General features: G+C 69.5%; 21 protein-coding genes. 17 read left to right on the plus strand and 4 right to left on the minus strand.

Going from position 1 to position 22,852, the window contains the following annotated elements:
* Positions 1 to 21 precede the first annotated feature (21 nt).
* From LXN57_RS17255 to LXN57_RS17280, 6 genes are all read left to right on the plus strand, one after another.
* The gene (locus tag LXN57_RS17255) at positions 22 to 609 is read left to right on the plus strand and encodes an ArsR/SmtB family transcription factor (RefSeq protein WP_251799182.1); all 588 of its coding nucleotides are present in this window, start codon (positions 22 to 24) and stop codon (positions 607 to 609) included.
* A 44-nt stretch (positions 610 to 653) separates the two neighbouring features.
* Complete coding sequence (locus LXN57_RS17260) at positions 654 to 1,886, plus strand: MFS transporter (protein ID WP_251799183.1); 1,233 nt, start codon at positions 654 to 656, stop codon at positions 1,884 to 1,886.
* The gene (locus LXN57_RS17265) at positions 1,883 to 2,734 is read left to right on the plus strand and encodes a menaquinone biosynthetic enzyme MqnA/MqnD family protein (protein WP_221379825.1); all 852 of its coding nucleotides are present in this window, start codon (positions 1,883 to 1,885) and stop codon (positions 2,732 to 2,734) included. Before LXN57_RS17260 ends, LXN57_RS17265 begins: the two co-directional genes overlap by 4 nt.
* An 82-nt stretch (positions 2,735 to 2,816) precedes the next feature.
* On the plus strand, positions 2,817 to 4,295 hold the full coding sequence (locus tag LXN57_RS17270) for an LPXTG cell wall anchor domain-containing protein (protein WP_251799184.1): 1,479 nt from the start codon (positions 2,817 to 2,819) through the stop codon (positions 4,293 to 4,295).
* A 142-nt stretch (positions 4,296 to 4,437) separates the two neighbouring features.
* Complete coding sequence (locus LXN57_RS17275; RefSeq protein ID WP_251799185.1) at positions 4,438 to 6,003, plus strand: COG1361 family protein; 1,566 nt, start codon at positions 4,438 to 4,440, stop codon at positions 6,001 to 6,003.
* A gap of 187 nt (positions 6,004 to 6,190) precedes the next feature.
* The gene (locus tag LXN57_RS17280; protein WP_251799217.1) at positions 6,191 to 6,865 is read left to right on the plus strand and encodes a class I SAM-dependent methyltransferase; all 675 of its coding nucleotides are present in this window, start codon (positions 6,191 to 6,193) and stop codon (positions 6,863 to 6,865) included.
* On the opposite strand, the gene LXN57_RS17285 is transcribed toward LXN57_RS17280, so the two are convergent.
* Positions 6,854 to 7,744, minus strand: a complete 891-nt coding sequence (locus LXN57_RS17285) for an AraC family transcriptional regulator (RefSeq protein WP_251799186.1) — start codon at positions 7,742 to 7,744, stop codon at positions 6,854 to 6,856. The genes LXN57_RS17280 and LXN57_RS17285 overlap by 12 nt on opposite strands.
* A 110-nt stretch (positions 7,745 to 7,854) precedes the next feature.
* On the opposite strand from LXN57_RS17285, the gene LXN57_RS17290 reads away from it, so the two are divergent.
* Positions 7,855 to 8,628: an SDR family NAD(P)-dependent oxidoreductase gene (locus tag LXN57_RS17290; protein ID WP_251799187.1), complete on the plus strand. Its 774-nt coding sequence runs from the start codon at positions 7,855 to 7,857 to the stop codon at positions 8,626 to 8,628.
* Here the strand turns inward: LXN57_RS17290 and LXN57_RS17295 are convergent.
* Positions 8,623 to 9,573 (minus strand): aldo/keto reductase, encoded by a 951-nt coding sequence (locus tag LXN57_RS17295; protein ID WP_251799188.1) that lies wholly within the window; start codon positions 9,571 to 9,573, stop codon positions 8,623 to 8,625. The two genes, LXN57_RS17290 and LXN57_RS17295, sit on opposite strands and share 6 nt — an antisense overlap.
* Positions 9,574 to 9,754: 181 nt before the next feature.
* Between LXN57_RS17295 and LXN57_RS17300 the strand changes: the two genes are divergently transcribed.
* Positions 9,755 to 11,308, plus strand: coding sequence for a beta-1,3-glucanase family protein (locus LXN57_RS17300; RefSeq protein WP_251799218.1), 1,554 nt, complete (start codon positions 9,755 to 9,757; stop codon positions 11,306 to 11,308).
* A gap of 61 nt (positions 11,309 to 11,369) precedes the next feature.
* Positions 11,370 to 11,492 (plus strand): hypothetical protein, encoded by a 123-nt coding sequence (locus LXN57_RS47910; RefSeq protein ID WP_285904633.1) that lies wholly within the window; start codon positions 11,370 to 11,372, stop codon positions 11,490 to 11,492.
* 3 nt (positions 11,493 to 11,495) lie between these two features.
* Here LXN57_RS47910 and LXN57_RS17305 read toward each other — a convergent pair whose 3' ends face one another.
* Both LXN57_RS17305 and LXN57_RS17310 read right to left on the minus strand, forming a co-directional pair.
* Positions 11,496 to 12,326: an SWIM zinc finger family protein gene (locus tag LXN57_RS17305; RefSeq protein WP_251799189.1), complete on the minus strand. Its 831-nt coding sequence runs from the start codon at positions 12,324 to 12,326 to the stop codon at positions 11,496 to 11,498.
* A 1-nt stretch (position 12,327) separates the two neighbouring features.
* A complete protein-coding gene (locus tag LXN57_RS17310) occupies positions 12,328 to 15,426 on the minus strand; it encodes a DEAD/DEAH box helicase (RefSeq protein ID WP_438872886.1) in 3,099 nt (1,032 codons plus the stop codon).
* Between the two features lie 88 nt (positions 15,427 to 15,514).
* Here LXN57_RS17310 and mqnC point away from each other — a divergent pair, with 88 nt between their 5' ends.
* The 8 genes from mqnC to LXN57_RS17350 all read left to right on the plus strand — a co-directional run bounded on the left by mqnC (position 15,515) and on the right by LXN57_RS17350 (position 22,849).
* Positions 15,515 to 16,768 carry a cyclic dehypoxanthinyl futalosine synthase gene (gene mqnC / locus LXN57_RS17315; RefSeq protein WP_251799190.1) on the plus strand — a complete coding sequence of 418 codons (1,254 nt, stop codon included), beginning with the start codon at positions 15,515 to 15,517 and terminating at the stop codon, positions 16,766 to 16,768.
* A 318-nt stretch (positions 16,769 to 17,086) separates the two neighbouring features.
* A complete protein-coding gene (locus LXN57_RS17320) occupies positions 17,087 to 17,782 on the plus strand; it encodes a demethylmenaquinone methyltransferase (protein WP_285904634.1) in 696 nt (231 codons plus the stop codon).
* A 207-nt stretch (positions 17,783 to 17,989) separates the two neighbouring features.
* Positions 17,990 to 18,259: a hypothetical protein gene (locus tag LXN57_RS17325; protein ID WP_251799191.1), complete on the plus strand. Its 270-nt coding sequence runs from the start codon at positions 17,990 to 17,992 to the stop codon at positions 18,257 to 18,259.
* 97 nt (positions 18,260 to 18,356) lie between these two features.
* Positions 18,357 to 19,652, plus strand: a complete 1,296-nt coding sequence (locus LXN57_RS17330; protein WP_251799192.1) for a geranylgeranyl reductase family protein — start codon at positions 18,357 to 18,359, stop codon at positions 19,650 to 19,652.
* A gap of 109 nt (positions 19,653 to 19,761) precedes the next feature.
* Positions 19,762 to 20,127, plus strand: coding sequence for an NADH-quinone oxidoreductase subunit A (locus tag LXN57_RS17335; RefSeq protein WP_221379813.1), 366 nt, complete (start codon positions 19,762 to 19,764; stop codon positions 20,125 to 20,127).
* 6 nt (positions 20,128 to 20,133) lie between these two features.
* Positions 20,134 to 20,802 carry a NuoB/complex I 20 kDa subunit family protein gene (locus tag LXN57_RS17340; RefSeq protein ID WP_221379812.1) on the plus strand — a complete coding sequence of 223 codons (669 nt, stop codon included), beginning with the start codon at positions 20,134 to 20,136 and terminating at the stop codon, positions 20,800 to 20,802.
* On the plus strand, positions 20,799 to 21,527 hold the full coding sequence (locus tag LXN57_RS17345; protein WP_251799193.1) for an NADH-quinone oxidoreductase subunit C: 729 nt from the start codon (positions 20,799 to 20,801) through the stop codon (positions 21,525 to 21,527). Before LXN57_RS17340 ends, LXN57_RS17345 begins: the two co-directional genes overlap by 4 nt.
* Complete coding sequence (locus LXN57_RS17350) at positions 21,524 to 22,849, plus strand: NADH-quinone oxidoreductase subunit D (RefSeq protein WP_251799194.1); 1,326 nt, start codon at positions 21,524 to 21,526, stop codon at positions 22,847 to 22,849. Before LXN57_RS17345 ends, LXN57_RS17350 begins: the two co-directional genes overlap by 4 nt.
* Positions 22,850 to 22,852 lie beyond the last annotated feature (3 nt).

Genomic DNA, 22,852 nt, shown 5'->3' on the forward strand with positions numbered 1-22,852 from the left:
CTCTCGTTGAAGAATGGGCCCATGAGTGACGAGGGTGGTCGGGGTGGGGCGCGGATCTCGGATCCGCAGGTCATGCGGGCGTTGGCTCATCCGGCCCGGATTGCGATCGTCGAATATCTGAACAACACGGGGGCCGTGGTCACGGCGACCGAGACGGCTGAGCTGGTGGGGTTGTCGCCCAGCGCGACCAGCTACCACCTGCGTGAGCTGGCCCGCTACGGGCTGGTGGAGCAGGCGCCCAGCCGGGGCGACGGGCGGGAACGCGTGTGGCAGAGCACCGGCACGGGGCTGCGTATTGACGCCCACCGGGACGAACCGGGTGCTGCCGCGGCCACCGAGGCGTTGGTCGACGTGTTCCTCGAGCGGGACATGGAACGGGCTCGGCGGTGGATCCGCCGGCAGCCCGCCGAGTCGCGGGAGTGGCGGGACATCGGCACGTTGAGCAGCCACAAGTTGCTGCTGACGGCCGATGAGTTGCGCGCGCTCAGTGACCAGATCAGCGAGCTGATGGCGCTCTACCGCTTCCGGGAGCGGCAGGCGGACCCGCCGGCCGGTGCACGGGCGGTGCACGTGAACTTCATGGCCTTTCCGGACGACGCCAATACCTGACGCAGGGCTGGCGCGAACCAGATGTGAAGGATTACTTTCGAAGTATGTCCTTCACATCTGGCGGCAGCGTGCCCGAGTCGCGCTGGGGCGACGTCTATCTCGTGGCGGGATCGCGGGCCGTCTCGGTCTGCGGCGACTTTCTCGCGGCGACCACCCTCGCGCTCGTCCTGGCCGAGGGCGGCCACGGCGGGCTGGCGGTCTCGGGGCTGATGCTCGCGGCGAGCCTGCCGCTGGCACTGCTCGCGCCGATCACCGGGCGCGTCGCCGACCGGGTCGACAGCCGGATCGTCCTGGCCGTGGCGCCGCTCGGCCAGTCCGTGATCTGCCTGGTCCTGGCGTTCACCAGTCATCCGGTGGCGATCATGGGGCTGGTCGCGCTGCTTGCCTGCGGGCTCGCGTTCACCCAGCCGGTGCTGGGTGCCCTGCTGCCCGAGATGGTGCGGCCGGCCGATCTGCCCAAGGCGAGCGGGCTGAGCCAGACCGCCGGCAACATCGGCATGCTGGTCGCCCCCGCGTTGGCCGGCGTCCTGGTCGGGCAGTCCGGGGCCCGGCTGCCGCTGCTGCTCGACGCCGCCAGTTATCTCGCTCTGGTGGGGGCGGCGCTTGCCCTGCGTACGCGTCGTACCGGCCGGACGACAGCCAAGGGCGCCCTCGTGCCGTGGCGACTGCGCGACGACCGCACGCTCACCGTCATGGTGGGGGTCCTGGCCGCGACGATCGCCGGGGTCAGCGCGATCAGCGTGGTCGAGGTGTTCTTCCTCCGGGACACGCTCGGCGCGTCCACCACCGTCTTCGGCCTCGTCGCCGCGTCCTGGACGGCCGGCATGCTGCTAGGCAACGGCATCTTCAGTCAGGTGCCGCCGCGTCGTATCACCGTGTCCGCGTTGCTGCTGGTGGTTGTGGGCTCGTGCGTGCCCGTCGTGGTGGCGGCGGCCGCGCCCGGGCCGTTCTGGATCATCCCGCTCTGGGTCGCCGGCGGCGTCTGCAACGGCGGCATCAACGTGTTCATCATGGTGATCGTCGCGGGTCGGACGCCGTCCGCCGCCCGCGGCCGCGCGTTCGCCTCGCTCAACGCCTCCGTGCAGGGCGCCGGGATGATCGGCCTGCTGGCCGCGGGGCCCCTGGTCGACCGGTTCGACCCTCGCCTGCTGGTTGCCGTGGTGGGGACGTTCGGCCTGGTCACGGCGTTGTCGGGACTGGTCGTGGTGCGACGTGAGCCACCATCGGATCCGGTCATGAGCACTTCCCGGCCGCCGCGGGATAGCGTCGCAACATGAGCGACAGCGCCGGTCGGCCCCGGGTCGGGCACATCCAGTTCCTCAACTGCCTCCCGATCTACTGGGGTCTCATGCGGTCCGGCGCCCTGCTCGATGTCGACCTGCGTAAGGACACGCCCGACCGGCTCAGCGCCGACCTCGTGGCCGGCCACCTCGACATCGGCCCGATCACGCTGGTCGAATACCTGCGCCACGCCGACGAACTGCTGCTCCTGCCCAACCTCGCGGTGGGCAGCGACGGCCCGGTGCTCAGCGTCAACCTGATCTCGACCCGGCCGCTGGCCGAGCTGGACGGCCGGCCGGTCGCGCTCGGTTCCACCTCGCGTACGGGCGTGCTGCTGGCCCAGATGCTGCTGGCCGAGCGCTACGGCGCCGAGCCCGAATACTTCCGCTGCCCGCCCGAGCTCACCCAGATGCTGATCGAGGCGGACGCCGGCGTGCTGATCGGCGACCCGGCTCTGCGGGCCCTGTACGAGGCCCCGCGCAACGGCCTGCACGTCACCGACCTGGGCGAGGCGTGGAAGGAGTGGACCGGCCTGCCGATGGTCTTCGCCGTCTGGGCCGTCCGCAGAGACTTCGCGGCCGCCCACCCCGGCGTGGTCAAGGACGTGCACGAGGCGTTCCAGCGCTCGCGCGACCTCAGCCTCACCGAACTCGACGAGGTCGCCACCGCCGCCGCCCGATGGGAGCCGTTCGACGCCGCGACGCTGGCCAACTACTTCCGGGCGCTCGATTTCTCCCTCGGGGAGCGCCAGATCGCCGGAATCCGCGAGTTCGCCCGTCGTGCGGCGGCTCGCGGTGAGGTGCCCTCGTTGCCCGCTCAAGGGCCGCTTTTCGCCGAAGTTTGATCTTCCCTCACGTAGTCCCTAGGCTCCCGGAACCTCTCAGCTGGTTCATAGCTGAACTTGCTAAATCGAACGGGGACCTTGAATGCGCCTGCGCCCGATCGCTCTGCCGGCGGCCATCGCCGCTCTGGCCCTGGGCGGCCTGGCCGCCCCGGCGCAGGCCGCGCCCGAGGACGAGATGCCGATGGTCGGCGTGCTGTTCCCTGAGCAGATCGCGGTCATCGACGGCACGACCAAGACCGTACGGGCCGAGGTCGTCAACATCGGCCCGCAGACCGTCAAGAACGTCGTCGTGAACTTCACGAACGTCGACCCGGCGGTCAAGCTGACCCTGCCCGAGGGCTGTGACGCCACCTCGTGCCAGATCGGCGATATCAAGTCGAACGGCAGCAAGGTGCTCTCGATCAAGGTCGCGGTCACCGGCGACAAGATCGTCTCCGGCTTCGAGGTCGCGGTCGGCGCCTACTCCTCCGAGGTGAGCGTGGTGCGCTCCGCGGGCGGCGTCGACCTCGAGATCGAGCCGATCGGTGACCTGAGGCTCGGCCGGGGCCAGTCCAAGGCCCTGCCGATCACCGTGCACAACGCCGGCAGCGAGAGCGTCGATTCGGTCGGCCTGGCGGTGCTGGGCGAGGACGGGCTGTCGATGTTCGGCGACTACCGCAACTGCCTCTCGCTCGAGGACATCGAGGGCGAGGACCCCGGTGTGCCCGGCCTCATCTGCAAGTTCGACGAGGAGTTCACACCGGGGTCGACCTTCCAGGTGTCGGCTGAGAACCCGATCAAGATCGGCCTGAACAAGGATGCGGGCGGTCCGTACACGTACACCGGGGCCGTGCTCGCGGTCGGCGTCAACGACGAGAAGGCCGCGCTGCTGGCCAAGAAGAAGACCGGCAAGGTGCTGTCACTGGACGCGCTGACCAAGGCCTCCGGCATCGCCGACGGCGATGCGCCGGACGACCTGAACGAAGAGGACAACATCGCCGGCTTCGGCATCGCGGTCGGCAAGTCCGCCGCGGACAGTGCCGCGGTCGGCACGACCATCTCGGGCCGGGGCGGCGACAAGAAGACCTTCGAGGTGGCGGTGCGCAACCTCGGCCCGACCTCGGTCATTCCGGTCAGCGAGGACTTCGAGTGGTACGCGTCGGCGCGGATCACGATCCCGGCCGGGGTGAAGCTGACCGCGGTCGACGAGTTCTGCATGCCGGTCGGCGGCGGGGACGACTTCCCGAAGCCGGACACGGTCGACGGCAACGAGTACGACTGCATCCCGCACCTCGGCCTCGGTGTGGGCGAGACCAGCAAGTTCGTCTTCACCGGAACGCTGACCGGCGACCCCTCGGAGCCGGGCTCGATCGTGGTGGACGGCGGCGTGCAGGACGGCAACGCCAAGAACGACCGGGCCGCGATCACGGTCGCGCTGACCGGCGACGGCGGCGAGGGTGGCGGCCTCCCGGTCACCGGTACCCCGACCGGACTGGTCGCGCTCGGCGGCGTCCTCCTGCTGCTCGCGGGCGGCGTGGCGGCGTACGTCTTCCGGCGGCGCCGGATCGTCACCACCCTCTGAGCACCTTCCATGAGGACCGTCCGGCTCGCCCGGGCGGTCCTCATGTGTGTCCACTCCCGGGGATTTGAACCAAAGTTTGATCTCTGTTCATCCAGGCCCTACGCTCCCCGAACCTCCAGCGCAGAAGAAACGGGGAACTTCGATGCGCCTGCGTCCGATCGCCTCTGCCGCGGCAGCGGTTGCTCTTGTCCTGGGTGGACTCGCCGGCCCGGCCCAGGCCGCGGCGCCTGAACCCAGTCCGTTGCTCATCGTCCGCCTCGACCACACGATCCGGGTGCTCGAAGGCGGGTCGAAGACTGTCGATGTCACAGTCACCAACGACGGGCCAGTCGCGGCCAAGGATGTCGTTCTGACTTTCTGGAACATCGACCCGGAGGTCAAGCTGACCCTGCCGGGCAGCTGTCGCGAGCTGACGTGCCCGATCGGTGACGTCGGGGCACGTAACGGCACTCACCTGACCATCGGCGTCGAGCTCATCGGCATCACGGCCAAGCCGACGCCCGCGTCCTTCGGGGTCAAATCCAATTACTACGCCGTCGAGGCCAACGCCTGGGTGGTGCACTACAAACGCGGCCTCGACCTTGCGGTGACCCCGCTCGCCAACCCGGTGATCGGCCGCGGCGGGTCCACCGCCGTGCCGATCGTCGTGCGCAACGACGGCACCGAGACGATCAACAAGATCGGCCTGGTGCTGCGCGGCGACTTCGGCCTCGAGCCGACGAGCCGCGATCGTGACTGCGTGTCGTTCGACGACATCGACGACCCGAAGACCTACGGCAAGCTCCCGCGGAGCGGCTCCTGGGGCCCGGCCGTCTTCTGCACCTTCGACGTCGACCTGCCACCCGGAGCGACCTTCCGGCCGCCGGCTGACGCCTCGATGAGGATCGCCGTCGACGACGACCTGGGTGGGCCGTTCGCTTACCGGGGCAACGTCACAGCTGTCGCGCTCGGCGACGGTCCCGACCCGGTCGACGTCGAAAGCGGGGTCGGCAACAGCGGCCAGGACCAGTTCAGTTACCTCACGGCTCGGACCGACTTCAACTACCTCGACAACTTCACGCACTTCTTCATCCCGCTCGACAAGTCGCTCGCTGACAGCGCCGCGGTCGGCGGCGCCCTCACCGGTACGGTCGGCGAGACCAAGACCTTGAAGGTGGGTATCCACAACCTCGGCCCCACCACCGTGATCGACGGCGTCTTCGACCACCACGAGAACTGGACCCCGAAGGTTCGCGTCCACATTCCGACCGGACTGCGCCTGACCAGCGTGGACAAGGAGTGCAAGCCCGGCACCGACCCCGACAAGACCGACAACTGGTCGTCCGGCAAGGTCGACGGCTGGGACTACATCTGCTCCACCCGGCCCTGGCAGCGCGGCGCCGCAGTGGGCGAGAAGGTCCTGCTCACCTTTACCGGCAAGCTGACCGGGGAATCGGCGCCCGGTTGGGTCGCCGCCGACGGTGGCCAGCAGGACACCGAACCCAAGAACGACCGGGCCGCCATCACGATCGCGCTCGACGGCGCCGGCGGCGGGGCGAATCCGGGCGGGGCGAATCCGGGCGGAGAGAACCCTGGTGGCGAGGGCGGTGGCCTGCCGATCACCGGTGCGCCCGTCGAATGGGTCGCCCTGGGTGGCGCGGTGCTGCTCGTCGCGGGTGCGGTGGCGGCCTTCGTGTTCCGGCGGCGACGGATCGTGACGACGCTCTGAGTCATGCCCCCACCGGGTTGCTGATCCTTACTAGGATCCGACGGATCATGAAGAGTCCCGAGTTCGACGGGCACGAGCGCGCTCGCTGGGCCGGCCGTGCCGCCGCCTACGACCGCAGCTTCGCCCGTCTCTGTGCCCACCCGGCGCCGCCCTGCTGGAGGCGGCCAGGGTCGACAAGGGGCACCGTCTGCTCGACGCGGGCACCGGAACCGGCACGGTCGCCGCCCTGGCGGCCTCGCAGGGGGCGTCGGTGCTGGCCGTCGACGCCGAACCGTCCATGCTCGACATCGCCGCGACCCGCCTGCCCGAGGGCACGACCGTGCTGGCGACGCTGCCGGTGTTGCCGTTCCCGGCCCGCATCTTCGACGCGGCGGTGGCCAACTTCGTGATCAACCACGTCGGCAACCCGGCGGCGGCCGTGGCGGAGCTGGCCCGCGTGACCCGTCCCGGCGGCCGGACCGCCGTGACTGTCTGGCCGTCCCCGCCGCCGACGGCTCAGCGCCTGTGGAGCGACATCTTCGACGCCGCGGGCGCGGAACGGCCGGCGGGTCTGCCCCGCCTCGACCCGGGCAACGACTTTCCCCGTACGGAGGAAGGCGTGACCGCCCTGCTCGAAGGGGCCGGCCTGGCCGGGGTCACCTGCACCACCCTGTCGTGGACGCTGCACATCGACCCGGACGACTGGTGGGCCGGTCCCGCGGCCGGCCTCGCCACCGCCGGCCTGATCCTCGACCACCAGCCGCCGTCCGTGGTGGACGAGGTGCGCGCCGCGTTCGACCAGGTCACCGCCCCGTTCCGCGGCGACGACGGCTGGCTTGCCCTGCCCGCTTCGGCATTGCTGGCGGCCGGGTCAAAGCACTGACATGGCCGGGGCCGGGGAACCGTCGCGCAGGCGGGCGGCGTCGCGGCTCGGGGGCTCGCCGAACTGGCGGCGGTACTCGCGGCTGAACTGGGACGGGCTGTCGTAGCCGACCCGGTGGCTGATGCCGGTGACGTCGTTCGGCTGCGCGGCCAGCATCAGCCGCGCCTCCTGCAGGCGGATGCGTTTCTGGAACTGGATCGGGCTCATCGCGGTGACCGCCTGGAAGTGGCGGTGGAACGCGGAGACGCTCAGGCCGGAGCGCCTCGCCAGGTCGTCGATGCGGAACGATTCCCGGTAGTGGTCGCGGATCCAGCGCACCGCCTGGGCGACCTGGGTGACGCTGCTGCCGGCCAGACCCAACTGGCGTACGGCCGCACCCTGCTCACCCGTGACCAGGCGCCACAGGATCTCGCGGCGGATCAGGGGCGCCACGACCGGGATGTCGCGCGGAGTCTCGAGTAACCGCAGCATGCGCACGGCGGCGCCGATCAATTCGTCGGGGGCGTCACTGACCGCGATGGCCGAGGTCGGCCCGTCGGGCTGCGGCAGCGAGCCGGGCGGCGCCGCCAGCAGCAGTTCGGCGATCTCGGCGGGGTCGAGCACGAGACCGAAGCCGAGCGCCGGCGCCTCGGTGTAGTGGCCGCTGACCGGCAGATCAACCGAGGCGACCAGGTACTGGCCGGCGCGGTACTCGTAGACGCGGTCGCCGAGCACGAGCGTTTTCGCGCCCTGGGCGATGAGGGCCAGCACGGTGCCCGACATCGAGACCGACGACTCGTGGGCGCGGGTGGCCCTGCCGATCAGAACGCCGTCGATGGCCGTGGTGACACCGGACCGAGCGTGGCGGTCCAGCAACGTACGCAATTCGTCGAGCGACACCCTTGGAGAGTAATAGGCAAGGATCGGCGAGGCTCGTTCTACTGGCCGGGCCGGTGAGCTGGTGCCATGGAGAGGAGCAAGTTTCCACGTACGAAACGAAGGGTTGAATCATGCGAGTCGCGATCGTGCTCGGGGGCAGTTCCGGTATCGGACAGGCGACAGCGGTCGAGCTGGCGCGGCGGGGTACCGGGGTCATCGTGACCTACAACGGGAATCCGGCCGGCGCCGAGCAGACCGTGGCTCTGGTCGAGAAGGAGGGTGGCACAGCCGTCGCGCTGCGTCTCGACATCGGCCGTACCGAGGGTTTCCCCGCGTTCCGTGACCAGGCCGTCGTCGCGTTGCGGGACACCTGGCAGCGGGACACCTTCGACTACCTGGTCAACAACGCCGGCTTCGGTGGCGGCGCGCCGTTCGCCGACACCACCGAGGAGCTGTTCGACCAGTTCATGCGGGTGCTGCTCAAGGGTCCGTACTTTCTGACCCAGACGATGTTGCCGCTGCTCGCCGACGGTGGCGCGATCGTCAACGTCAGCAGCTCGTCGGCGTTGCCCACCGGCCAGATCGACGTCGGCTACTCGGCCTACGCGACCATGAAGGGCGGCCTCAACACGCTGACCCGGTTCCTGGCCAAGGAGCTGGCGCCACGGCGCATCCGGGTCAACGCGGTCTCGCCCGGGCCGACGCGCACACGGCTGGCCGACGCCGACGGCGTCGTCGGCTTCGACGCGTACCCCGAGGTGATCCCGATGCTGGCCGCCAAGACCGCCCTGGGCCGGATGGGCGAGCCGGACGACGTCGGCGCGGCGATCGCGAGCCTGCTCTCCGACGAGAGTCGCTGGATCACCGCGCAGAACGTCGAGGTCTCCGGCGGTTTCGACCTATAGCAGGGCGTCCAGGGCGGCCACGTCGGCCGCGGTCAACTCCCAGACGGCGGCCGCGGCGTTGGCGTGCACCTGCTCGGCGGTCGTGGCGCCGGCGATCACGCTGGTCACGGCGGGTCGTGCGGCGAGGCCGGCGATGGCCACCTCGAGCAGGCTGTGACCGCGGTCGGCGCCGAAGTTCTTGAGGGCCTCGATGGTGTCCCAGTCGGCGCCGTCGATCCAGCGCTGGTAGCGGGGGAGCGACAGCCGTGTGCCCGCGGCCGGCTTCTGGTCGCGGCTGTACTTGCCGCTGAGCAGACCCGAGTCGAGCGGGAAGAACGGCAGCAGGCCCAGCCCGAACTGCTCGCAGGCCGGCACGACCTCGGTTTCGACCTCGCGGTGGAGCAGGCTGTACTGGTTCTGCGCGCTGATGAACGGGGTCAGGTTGCCGGCCCGGGCCGTCCAGTCGGCGTCGGCGATCTGCCAGCCCGCGAAGTTCGAGTTGCCCAGGTAGCGCACCTTGCCCGAACGCACCAGGTCGTCCAGCGCGGTCAGCGTCTCGTCGATCGGGGTCTGCGGGTCGGGGGTGTGCAGCTGGTAGAGGTCGATGTAGTCGGTCTCGAGCCGGCGCAGCGAGGCCTCGACCGCGCGCACGATGTAGCGCCGCGAGCCGCGGGCGCCGAAGTCGTTGCCGTTGAGGCCCTCCATGTCGAGCCCGAACTTGGTCGCCACCACGACCTCGTCCCGGCGGCCCTTGAGCGCGGCGCCCAGGCATTCCTCGGAGGCGCCGTGCGGGGTGCCGTAGACGTCGGCCGTGTCGAACAGCGTGATCCCGGCGTCGAGGGCGGCGTCGACGACCTCGCGGGTGCCGTCGGCGTCCAGCTTGCGGCCGAAGTTGTTGCAGCCGATGCCCACGACGGAGACGACCAGGCCCGAGGCGCCCAGTCGGCGGTAGCTCATCTCACTCATGAACAGAACCCTATGCCCGAAGGTGCCGACGTTTGCCCGGGACGCCACGACATCGGCCTGCATCTATTGACACAGTTCCGAAACAAAAAGGAACCTTTCCTGAGAGCGCTCTCCCCCCCATCCCGCCTCTGCGGAAGGTGTCCCCGTGCGTACCCTTTTGCGAGCCTTGGCCGCGCTGGTCATGACCGTCCCGGTCGTGGCCGCGATATCCCCACCAGCGGCTCAAGCCATCGGTCCGAACGTGCTGCCCGTCACCGTCTCCAACAACACCGGCCGCGGCGAAGCGGTCTACCTGTACGTCATCGGCATCCAGCTGTCGTCCGGCCGTCTCGGGTACGTCAACCAGGCCGGCGCCTTCTCGCCGTGGACCGGCGGGGCGCTGCCCCCGGCGCCCGCGCCCGACGTCTCCATCCCCGCCGCCGGCAACGGCGGAAGCACCACGATCGGCTTCCCGCGGGGCTTCTCGGGCCGGGTCTACTTCTCTCTCGGCGAGAAGCTCAAGTTCTTCCTCACCCCGGACGGCCTGGTGCAGCCGGCGCCGTGGGCGGGCGGGGACGCGAACGCGAACATCCTGTTCGACTGGAGCGAGTTCACCTACAACGACGCCGGGCTGTGGCTCAACAGCTCACAGGTCGACATGTTCGCCGTGCCGCACGCGGTGTCGGTGACCGGGGCCTCGGGCGCGTCGAAGCGCACGGGTGACCTGGTCGCGAACGGCCGGGACAACATCATCAACACGTTGCGCGGAGCGTCGGGCTGGGCCAACACGGTCCGTACGCGTTCCGACGGAACCGTGCTGCGGGTGCTCGCACCGGGCAAGGCCGCGGGCGCCGGGCTCTTCAGCACCACCTACCTGGACCCGTACATCGCGTCGGCCTGGAACGCGTACACGACCAAGACGCTGACCGTCGTGCCGTTCGGCGACCAGCCCAACACGCGCTACTTCGGCCGCACCTCGGGCAACGTCATGCGCTTCACCAACTCGGCGGGCGCGCAGGTGGCGCAGTTCAACCGGCCGTCGTCGGCGTCGGTGTGGGGCTGCGACGGCGACCTGCCGGCGCCGAACGACCAGGTTGTCGGGCCGATTTCCCGTACGCTGTGCGCCGCGCTCAACCGCGGGACGCTCGGCACGATCGACACCCAGCCCAGCCTGAACGCGGCCGACTTCTACAAGAGCAACCCGACCAACGTGTACGGCAAGGCGATCCACGCGAACATGCAGGACGGCAAGGCCTACGCGTTCGCCTTCGACGACGTCGGCGCTTTCGAGTCGCTGGTGCACGACGGGGACCCGCGGTCGGCCGGCATCCACCTGACCGCATTCACCGGCGGTGGCGGCTCGAACCCGCAGCCGACCGGTGTGCCGGTGATCAGCTCGCTCAACAACAAGTGCATCGACGTGCCGAGCGGCAACTTCGTCGACAGCGCCCCGCTGCAGATGTGGACCTGCAACAACAGCGGCGCCCAGAAGTGGACCTTCACCGGCGGCACGCTGCAGGCCGGTGGCAAGTGCATGGACGTGCAGGCGGCGGGCACCGCCAACGGATCGGCGATCCAGCTCTACACCTGCAACGGCACCGCGGCCCAGCAGTTCGTGCTGAGCGGCGCCGGTGACCTGGTCAACCCCCAGGCGAACCGGTGTGTCGACATCAAAGAGGTGAACCCGAACGACGGCGCCCGTCTGCACCTGTGGGACTGCGTCGGCGCCTCGAACCAGAAGTGGCGCAAGGGCTGACACGACATCTCCGCCGCGGACCGGTTGGGGCCGGTCCGCGGCGGAGAACTACGTTGTCGGAGTGATCTATCTCGGCGGAGGCGGCAGCGAGCACGACGAGTCGAAGCTATGGGACGAGGTGTTCCGGCCCGGCTCCGTCACCTCCTGTGCCGCCGGCGAGGCCGTCAAGCTTGGCGCGAGCTGACTCTCAGGCGTCGGGCGGGGCGGCCAGGTCTCGATAGGCGGGGCGCAGCAGGTCCGTCAGGGGGATGTGGCGTACGCGGACCGGTGGGGCGTCGAGGGCCCGCAGCAGCAGTTCGGGCGGGGCGTTCACCCGGGAGGGACGTTCCCGCAGGCGGCTCAGGCTGATCGCCGGAGTGAAGTAGTCGGTGAGGTGATCCTCCAGAGCGGATTCCTCGACGGCCAGGGGATCCACCGGCGGGGCCGGTTCGGGGGTGCCGCGCAGGGCGTCGAGCAGTGCCTCGCGAGGGCGCCCGCGCCAGGCCAACACCAGGAACGGGTCGTCGTCGAACGCCTCGGCCAGCACGTAGAGCACCGCCGAGCCGTGCTTGCAGGGCACGCTCCAATCAGGACAGCTGCATTGGATGTCGAGGCGTTCGGGGAAGAGCGGCGCCTCGTGCGCGGCGAACAGGTCGACGATCTCGTGCGGCATCTCGCCCGCGAGCAGCGCCGCGCGGTAGAGCGCCTGGGAACCGAGCGCCTCCGTCAGCTCCGTCCACTGTGATTCGTCGAACGCGGTGATGTCGATCGTGACTTCGTACGGCTGGGGCCGGGAACCCTGCACGCGGCCGGCGACCCGGCCGGGAGCGAGCGCGAAGTCCATCACCTGGCCCTTGCGCGCATAGGTCCGGCCGCGGGCGAGCCGACCACCGTCGCAGATCTGTTCGAGCACGTCGACGAAGCGGCGCGACCACCACTGCTCGCCGATCTTGCCGCGCTTGGCCCGGACGGCGATGCCGCCCTCGACCTCGATGGGCCGGCCGCCCTCGAAGAATCGTCCATTCTGGTCGATCGGCATGTCAGCGCACCGCCGCCGGGTCGAGCGCGAACAGTTCGCGCAGCTGGTCGGTGTTCAGGTCGGTGATCCAGTCCTCGCCCGTGCCCACCACCGAGGAGGCGAGCGCCTTCTTGCGCTCGATCATCGCGTCGATCTTCTCCTCCAGCGTCCCCGTGCAGATGAACTTACGAACCTGCACATTGCGCGACTGTCCGATGCGGAAGGCGCGGTCGGTGGCCTGATTCTCGACCGCCGGGTTCCACCACCGGTCGAAGTGGACGACATGGTTGGCCGCCGTCAGGTTGAGGCCGGTGCCGGCCGCCTTGAGCGAGAGCAGGAACAGCATCGGCTCGTCGTCGTTCTGGAACCGCTCGACCAGGTCGTCCCGTTTCGCCTTCGACAGTCCACCGTGGAGCCAGAGTACCGGCCGGTCGAGATGCGCCGCCAGATAGGGCTGGAGCAGGGAGCCCCATTCGGAGTACTGCGTGAAGACCAGCGCCTTGTCGCCGTCCTCGATGATCTCTTCTGCCAGTTCCTCCAGGCGGGCCAGCTTGCCCGAGCGCGCGGGCAGGCGCGAGCCGTCCTTGAGCAGGTGGGCGGGGTGATTGCAGACCTGCTTGAGCTTGGTCATCGCGGCCAGCACGTTGCCCCGGCGCTGAATGCCCTCGCTGCCCGAGATGGCTTCCATCATGTCCTCGACGACGGCCTGATAGAGCGTCGCCTGCTCGGGCGTGAGGGTGCACCAGACCTTCATCTCGTTCTTCTCGGGCAGATCCGAGATGATCGTCTTGTCGGTCTTGAGGCGGCGCAGGACGAACGGTCCGGTGGCCCGCTTCAGGGCGGCGGCAGCGTCCTCGTCCTGCCGCACCTCGATCGGCTCCTGGAAGCGGCGCCGGAACCGCTTGGCCGGCCCGAGCAGTCCCGGATTGCAGAAGTCCATGATGGACCACAGCTCGGCCAGGTGATTCTCGACGGGCGTGCCGGTCAGCGCGAGACGGGAGCGGGCCGGGACGGCGCGGACGGCCTGCGCCTGACGGGTGCCGCTGTTCTTGATGGCCTGCGCCTCGTCGCACACCACGCGTCCCCAGTGGACGCCGCGCAACGCCTCCAGGTCACGCACCGCGGTGCCGTACGTCGTGACCACAAGATCCGCACTCCGCACGGCAGCGTCGAAGTCGTCCCCGCGCTGGCGGGTGCCGCCATGGTGCACGTAGACCCGCAGGCTGGGCGCGAACTTGGCCGCCTCCTTGTGCCAGTTGCTGACCAGAGACATAGGACAGATCAGCAGGGTCGGGGCGATCTCGGGTGGCTGGAGGAAGTCGGGCACCGAAGACTCCGAAGTGGAGTCGGTATCGGCCCGTTCGGCCAGCAGCAGGGACAGTGTCTGAGCCGTCTTGCCCAGGCCCATGTCGTCGGCGAGGATGCCGCCCAGGCCCAGGCGGGACAGGAAGTGCAGCCAGGAAAGGCCGCGTTCCTGGTACGGGCGCAGGATGCCCTGGAAGGTGGGCGGCGTCGGAACCGGGGTCAGCCGCTCGGCCGCCTGCCCGGAGAGCAGGTCGCCGAGCATGCCGTCGGCGTCGACCTCGACCAGCGGCAGGTCTTCCTCACCGCCGTCGACCACCTGCTGGAGCACCTCGCCCGCGGTCAGCTCGCCCTCGCGGCGCTTGCCGACCGCCTTGAGCGCCGCGCGCAGCTGGCGGTCGTCGAGCTCGACCCACTGGCCCCGCACCCGGACGAGGGGAACCTTGAGCCGGGCCAGCTCGGCCAGTTCCTCGGCGGTGACCGCGGCCTCGCCGATGACCAGGTCGAGCCGGAAGTCGACCAACTCGTCGAGACCGAAGCCGGAATCGGCCATCGCCTTCGACCCGCCGCTGCGCGACTTCGACCGGGTCGTCAGCTTGAGCCCGACCGCCTTGCGGCCGGCCCAGGCGGGCAGCTGCACACCGAACCCGGCCGCCTGCAGCAGCGGCGCCGCCTGCTGCAGGAACTCGTGCGCCTCGGAGGTGTCGAGCTCCATGGCGGCGGGTTCCTGATCGTGCAGGGCCACGTGCAGCAGCCGGAACAACCGCACCGCCCGGCCGAGCCCGGCCAGCAGCGTCTCGTCGGGTCGCGGCGGCAGCCCGGGGAAGCGGGCGCCGGCCCACACCTCGGCGGCCGGAAGGTAGAGACTCGGGTCCTCGGCCGACTGCAGAGCGAACTCGAGGCCCCACATGTCGGTCTCGGGCGCCGGTTCGAGCAGCCGGAAGCTGACCCGGATCGGGCCGTTCGCCTCGTGGGCGGCCCGCAGCCATTCGTCGAGCGCCGCCCGCAGGTCACGCTCCTCCCCGGGCCGGGCGCCGGGCAGGGCCGGATCGTCGGCGGTGAGCGCGGCTATCCAGCGGTCGGGCAGGGGCGCCTTCGCTCCCGCGCGATGGCCGATCAGGATCCGCTCGGGCATCACCGTCCGCGCGGCCCCGTCGACCAGCGCCTCGACGGCGTCCCGCAGAGTCGGGCCCACCCCGCCGCCGGTGGCGCGGACGACGGCGGGCATGGCGGTGGCGAAATCACGGTGCGTGGCGGCGTCGGCGCCGGTCAGCACCGGGCGCCAGCGAGCGGTGGCCACGCCGGCCTCGGTCACGAGCTGGGGCAGCAGTCGACCGCGGCGGGCGAGATCGCAGGCGTGGCCGGCCAGGACGCAGAGATACCGCAGGGAAGACCCGGCCAGCCAGGACCCGGCAGGATCGGGATCGGATAGAGCGCTCAGTGCGGTCAGGGCGGAGTCACCGGGCAGCAGCAGGACAGGCACGTTCCACGCGCCGAGCCGGACACCGCGGGTGGCGGGCTCGGCGCCGGTGTCGGGGGAGGGCAGCGGTCCGCGGGCCGTGCCGGGCAGCTGAAGCGTCTGCGTGCCGGTCGTGGCCGGAGCGAGCGCGTCGCCGACGTCATCCGACGATTCGGTCAGCGCCGTGAGCAGGGACTCAGCGGGGACAGCGAAGGGGTGGGCCCGCTGCTGCGCCCGGGAACCGGTGGTCAAGGGCAGAGCCGGATCCTCGGCCCAGAGCGCGAGCTGACCCTGGCGGTCCGCGCCCGGCACCCAGCCACCATGCACGACGAGCACATCCACCCCCTGGGAGAAACTCATCGAGAGTAACGAGGCGGCACCCGAAGTGCTCATTGCCACGCGACCAGCAGACTGACGACAGGGGAGGCGGGGACGTAACCTCGACAACGTGACGGCGAACCCGGAGATCGACAGCATCCTGCAGCGAGCCGCCGACGGCGGGCGGATCACGCCCGAGGAGGCGCTGCTCATCTACACGGAAGCGCCCTTCCATGCGCTGGGTGAGGCTGCTGACGCTGTCCGCCGCCGCCGCCACCCTGAGGGCATCGTCACCTATCTGATCGACCGCAACATCAACTACACGAACGTCTGCGTGACGGCCTGCAAGTTCTGCGCCTTCTTCCGCGCACCCAAGCACAATGAGGGTTGGGTCCACCCGATGGAAGAGATCCTGCACCGCTGCGGCGAGGCGGTCGATCTCGGCGCGACCCAGGTGATGCTGCAGGGCGGCCACCACCCCGAGTTCGGCGTGGAGTACTACGAGAACCTCTTCTCCTCGGTCAAGCAGGCCTATCCGCAGCTCGCCATCCACTCGATCGGCCCCAGCGAGATCCTGCACATGGCCAAGGTCTCGGGCGTCTCGATCGAGGACGCCGTCGTGCGGATCAAGGCAGCCGGGCTCGACTCGATCGCCGGGGCCGGCGCCGAGATGCTGCCCGACCGGCCGCGCAAGGCCATCGCCCCGCTCAAGGAGAGTGGCGCCCGCTGGCTCGAGGTGATGGCGGTCGCGCACCGCAACGGCCTCTCGTCGACGGCCACGATGATGATGGGCACGGGCGAGACGCACACCGAGCGCATCGAGCACATCCGGATGATCCGCGACGTACAGGACCTGGCGGTGGCCAACGGCTACCGCGACGACGCGGTCGAGAGCACCCAGGATGGCGCGGCGGTAGCCGGGGGGTTCCGGGCCTTCATCCCGTGGACCTACCAGCCCGAGAACAACCACCTCAAGGGCCGCACCCAGGCCACGACGATGGAATACCTGCGGTTCCTGGCGATGTCCCGGCTGTTCTTCGACAACGTGTCGCACCTGCAGGCGTCCTGGCTGACCACCGGCAAGGACGTCGGCCAGCTCTCGCTGCACATCGGCGTCGACGACCTCGGCTCGATCATGCTGGAGGAGAACGTGATCTCCTCGGCCGGCGCCCGGCACCGGTCCAACCTGCACGAGCTGATCTGGATGATCCGCACCGGCGACCGCATCCCCGCCCAGCGCGACACCCTCTACCGCCACCTGGCGGTGCACCGTACGCCGGCCGACGACCCGACCGACGACCGCGTGGTCTCGCACTTCTCATCGATCGCGATGCCCGGCGGCGGCGCCGGCCGCACACAGCTACCGCTGGTTGAAGCATCCTGACAGCCAGTCGCGGTTGACCGTTCGGTCAGGTCCCGCTCCCCGAACCGGGGAGGGCGGGTTGCTCCTCGGTAACGAGGAGCGTGAACCTCTGTTGCCGGTGTTGCGGGCCTGGTTACGGTGCCTGCGTAACACCGAGAACTTCATCCCCGGGACTTGATCAGCCCGGTGATGGCCGCGGACCCGACCGATGGCGGTCGTATATATAACGCACAAGGAACGGGCGGGATGGGTAACCATCCCGCCCGTTCTGTATGCCGGCCTTCAGCCGGGCTCAGGGTGGCGGGCGGGGGCGGCCGGACGGGTGAGAGAGTTGGATGCGTGACGCGCGCAGACCTGGACAAGCAGCCGCACGAGGTCGCCGAGATGTTCGACGGCGTGGCCGAGCGGTACGACCTGACCAACACGGTGCTCTCGTTCGGGCAGGACCGCGGTTGGCGGCGGGCGACGCGTGCGGCGCTGGCTCTGCGGCCGGGCGAGCGGGTGCTCGACGTCGGCGCCGGCACCGGCATCTCGACCGAGGAACTGGGCCGGTCGGGCGCGTTCGCGGTGGGCGCCGACCTCTCCACCGGCATGCTGCTGGCCGGCCGCCGGGCGCGGCCGCGGGTGCCGCTGGCCGCCGGGGACGCGCTGCGGCTGCCGTTCGCCGACGAGACGTTCGACGCGGTCACGATTTCGTTCGCGCTGCGCAACGTGGTGGATGTCGAGGGCGCGCTGCGGGAGCTGGGCCGGGTCACGCGGCCGGGCGGGCGGCTGGTGGTGTGCGAGTTCAGCCACCCCGTCAACGCGCCCTTCCGCACCGTCTACATGGGGTACGTCATGCGCTCGCTGCCGGCGGTCGCCCGTTCTGTGTCGAGCAACCCCGATGCGTACGTGTATCTGGCCGAGTCTATCCGCGCCTGGCCCGACCAGCCGGCCCTGGCCGGGCGCATCGCCGCGGCCGGACCGTGGAGCCGGGTGGGCTGGCGGAACCTGACCGGCGGCATCGTCGCGCTGCACCGGGCCACCAAGGCCTGAGGTGCGCTGCACCGGGCCACCAAGGCTTGAAGCGCGCTGCGCCGGGCCACCAAGGCTTGAAGCGCGCTGCGCCGGGCCGCCAAGGCCTGAGGCGCGCTGTACCAGGCCGCCAAGGCCGGAAGTGCGATGCACGAGCCGTGACCGCCTAAAGAGGGTAAAAACGGGCTTTGGCCCCGAAACGCGCCGAACGCTGTTTGGCTCGGTTTCATGACGACGTTCGGGCACCTCGAAGACACCGACATCGACATCGCGATCGACGAGAGCGAAGCCGGCGAGCGCCGCGGCATGGAGCTCGCCACCCGCCTCCGCCTGGTCGCCGCGCAGGACCCTGACCTGGCCCAGGAGCTGGTCGACAACCTGATCGTGGCACTCGACAAGGCCATGGAGGGCAACTTCCGGGACTTTCTGGACGGCGAGGCCCGTACCGCAGCCGACAGAGTTCTCACACAGGGCAATTCACCCAGCCGAAACAGTTAGGGTTCCCTTACCGGAACGACCGTCGATGGCCGTCCTAGACTCCGACTTGGGCCGCTTGTGAACTGTTTCACGAGCCGCTGCGAGACGGAGGTGTGGCGTGCGCGACCAAGTACCATCCGGACTCATCGCCGACGAGGCTGATGTCATCGTCGTCGGAGCCGGTCCGGGCGGCTCAGCGGCGGCCTATCACCTGGCGCGGCACGGATTCAGAGTCCTGCTGCTGGAAAAGACCGAGTTCCCGCGCGAAAAGGTCTGCGGCGACGGGTTGACCCCGCGCGCCGTCCGCCAGCTCGTGCGCATGGGCATCGACACCTCCGAGAAGGCCGGCTGGCTGCAGAACAAGGGCCTGCGGGTGATCGGTGGCGGCGTACGCCTCGAACTCGACTGGCCCGACCTGGCCAGCTTTCCCAGCTACGGCCTGGTGCGCACCCGCCTCGACTTCGACGACATGCTCGCGAACCGGGCCGTCGAGGCCGGCGCCATCCTGCGCACCGGCGTGAACGTGACCGGTCCGGTGCTCGACGAGGACGGCCGGGCGATCGGTGTCGAGGCCAAGAGCGGCCCCGGCAAGGAGCTCGTGCAGTTCCGGGCTCCGCTGGTCATCGCGGCCGACGGCGTCTCGGGCAAGCTCCCGATCGCGATGGGCCTGGCCAAGCGCGACGACCGCCCGCTCGGCGTGGCCGTCCGGCGCTACTACCAGTCGCCGGTCCGGGCCGACGACGACTACCTCGAGTCCTGGCTCGAGCTGCGCAGCTCGACCGACCGCGACCGCCTGCTCCCCGGCTACGGCTGGATCTTCGGCCTGGGTGACGGCCGGGTCAACGTGGGCCTGGGCATCCTCAACAGCTCGAGCGCGTTCGGCAAGACCAACTACCGCGCGATGCTCACCGATTGGCTGGCCGGAACCCCGGCCGACTGGGGGCTGCGCGACGAGGCCAACGCGGACGGCCCGATCCTGGGCGCCGCCCTGCCGATGGGCTTCAACCGGGTTCCGCACTACACCCGCGGCATGATGCTGGTCGGCGACTCCGGCGGCATGGTCAACCCGATGAACGGCGAGGGCATCGCGTACGCGATGGAGAGCGGCGAACTGGCGGCCGAGGTCGCGGTTCAGGCGCTCGCTCGCCCGGCCGGCGCCGACCGCGAGCGTGCGCTGCGTGCCTATCCCACGGAACTCAGCCTGCGGTTCGGCGGCTATTACCGGCTCGGTGGCGTGTTCGTGAAGTTGATCGGGAACCCTCAAATCATGCGGATCGCCACCAAACATGGCATGCCGCATCCGACACTGATGCGGTTCGTTCTGAAAATGCTGGCCAATCTGACCGACCCGCGAGGCGGTGACGCGATGGACCGCGTGATCAACGGGCTGACGAAGGTTGCCCCGGCAGTATGAGCACCCCGCACGAATCTCGGTCAAAACGGACTAATAGTGTGCAACAGCTGAGTACGACCGCAGCGGAACACAGAAGGAAAACCGTTCGGAAAGTCGAGCAGGAGAGATCATGACGGTCAACCCCTACGTCCCGATCGTCGGGTTACTGATCCTCGGCGCGCTCTTCGCGTTGTTCTCGGTGTCGATCGCCCCGATCGTCGGACCGCACCGCTACAACCGCGCCAAACTCGACGCGTACGAGTGCGGGATCGAACCGGCGCCGCAGCCCGTGGGCGGCGGCCGCTTTCCGGTCAAGTTCTATCTGACCGCGATGCTCTTCATCATCTTCGACATCGAGACCATCTTCCTGTACCCGTGGGCCGTCTCCTTCGGAGCGCTCGGCCTCTTCGGATTCGTCGAGATGGTTCTCTTCATCGTCACCGTCTTCATCGCCTACACGTACGTGTGGCGGCGTGGCGGACTGAACTGGGACTGATGCGTCATGGGTATCGAAGAGAAACTCCCTGCCGGAATCCTGCTCACCTCCGTCGAGAAGGTCTCGAACTGGGCCCGTAAGTCCTCGTTCTGGGGCGCGACCTTCGGCCTGGCCTGCTGCGCGATCGAGATGATGGCCGCCGGCGGCCCGCACTACGACCTCGGCCGGTGGGGCATGGAGGTCTTCCGGGCCTCGCCCCGTCAGGCCGACCTGATGATCGTCGCGGGCCGGGTGAGCCAGAAGATGGCCCCCGTCGTCCGCCAGATCTACGACCAGATGCCCGAGCCGCGCTCGGTGATCTCGATGGGCGTGTGCGCCTCGTCCGGCGGCATGTTCAACAACTACGCGATCGTGCAGGGCGTCGACCACATCGTCCCGGTCGACATCTACCTGCCCGGCTGCCCGCCGCGGCCCGAGATGCTGATCGACGCCATCCTCAAGATGCGCGAGAAGGTCATGGCCGCGCCGCTCGGCCCGAACGGCAAGAAGATGCTCGAGGCACGCCGGGCCGAGGGCAAGCTGCCGATCGTGGCGCCGGGCGCGATGCCTTCGTCGTACCGGGTCGACAAGACCCGGCGCGCGGAATGGACCCAGGCGGTCAAGGAAGGCCGCGAGGAACAGCTGCGCATCGAGAACTGGATGAAACTCCAGCCCCACCTCCGGGAGGGCAAGTGACCATCGAACCGAACGAGTCCAGCACCGGTGGTGTGCCGGTCAGCACCGACCCGGTCGGCGCCGACATCAACGCGCCCGCCCAGGTGCCGTCGAGCCCGCGCAAGGGCATGTTCGGCATCACCGGCACCGGCGACGTCTCCGGCTTCGGCGGCCTGGTCCGCCGGCACCCCGAGATCGTCGGCACCGCCAAGCCCTACGGCGGGTACTTCGACGAGGTCACCGATGCGCTCGAGGAGGCGTACCCCGGTTTCGCCGACGCCATCGAGAAGGTCGTCGTCGACCGCGGCGAGCTGACCCTGCACATCAAGCCCGAGCGGATCCTCGAGGTCGCGCAGATCATGCGGGACGACGAGGCGCTGCGCTTCGAGCTGTGCTCCTCGGTGTCCGGCGTGGACTACCTGAACAGCGACGCCCGCCGGCTGCACGTGACCTACCACCTGACCTCGATGACCTACCGCCGCCGGGTACGCCTCGAGGCGGCCATCCCGGCCGGCGGCAGCCTCCCCAGTGTCACCAGCGTCTACCCGACCGCCGACTGGCAGGAGCGGGAGACGTACGACATGTTCGGGGTGGTCTTCACCGGCCACCCGAACCTGACCCGGGTGCTGATGCCGGACGACTGGGAGGGCTTTCCGCAGCGCAAGGACTACCCGCTCGGCGGCGTGCCCGTCGAGTACAAGGGCGCCGAGATTCCGCCTCCTGACCAGCGGAGGGTCTACCAATGACACAGTCCGGATACGCAAGCGAACGAGAGACCACCGAGGGCCGCGTCTTCACGGTCACCGGCGGCGACTGGGACACGGTCACGGGCAGTGTCGACCCGCTGAGCAACGAGAAGATCGTCGTCAACATGGGTCCGCAGCACCCGTCCACGCACGGCGTGCTGCGGCTGGTGCTCGAGCTCGAGGGCGAGACGGTCCAGGAGGTCCGTCCGGTTGTCGGCTACCTGCACACCGGCATCGAGAAGAACCTCGAATACCGCAACTGGACCCAGGGCACCACCTTCGTGACGCGGGCCGACTACCTGGCGCCGCTGTTCAACGAGGCCGGCTACTGCCTCGCGGTCGAGAAGCTGCTCGGCATCACCGACGACATCACCGAGCGGGCCAACACGATCCGGGTGCTCTTCATGGAGCTCAACCGGATCTCGTCGCACCTGGTGTGGCTGGCCACCACGGGCATGGAGCTCGGCGCGATCTCGATGATGCTCTACGGCTTCCGTGAGCGTGAGTACATCCTCGACATCTTCGAGGAGACCACCGGCCTGCGGATGAACCATGCGTACTTCCGCCCGGGCGGCGTGGCGCAGGACATCCCGGAGTCGGCGATCAAGAAGATCAAGGACTTCCTGGTCTACCTGCCCAAGAAGCTCAAGGAATACGAGGACATGCTCTCCGGCCAGGTCATCTGGCAGGAGCGCACCCAGGGTGTGGGGATCCTCGACGTCACGGGCTGCCTGGCTATGGGTGTCACCGGCCCGGTGCTGCGCTCCGCGGGCCTCGCCTGGGACCTGCGCAAGACGATGCCGTACTGCGGGTACGAGAACTACGAGTTCGACGTGCCGACCGCCACCACGGCCGACGTCTGGGGCCGCTACCAGGTGCGCCTGGCCGAGATCCGGGAGTCGCTCAAGCTCGTGGAGCAGGCGCTCGACCGGCTCCGCCCGGGCCCGATCTTCGTCAGCGACAAGAAGATCGCCTGGCCCGCGCAACTGGCCGTCGGCCTCGACGGCATGGGCAACTCGCTCGAGCACGTGGCCAAGATCATGGGCCAGTCGATGGAGTCGCTCATCCACCACTTCAAGCTCGTCACCGAGGGCTTCCGGGTTCCGCCGGGACAGGTCTACGTCTCGATCGAGCACCCGCGGGGTGAGTTCGGCGTGCACGCCGTCTCCGACGGTGGCACCCATCCCTACCGGGTCCACATGCGGGACCCGAGCTTTGTGAACCTCCAGGCCATCCCCGCGATGGCCGAAGGCGCGCTGCTTGCCGACGTGATCGCCGGCGGCGCGTCCCTGGACCCCGTGATGGGTGGGTGTGACCGGTAATGT

The organism is Paractinoplanes hotanensis (genome assembly GCF_023717965.1).
GTDB classification, from domain to species: domain Bacteria; phylum Actinomycetota; class Actinomycetes; order Mycobacteriales; family Micromonosporaceae; genus Actinoplanes; species Actinoplanes polyasparticus.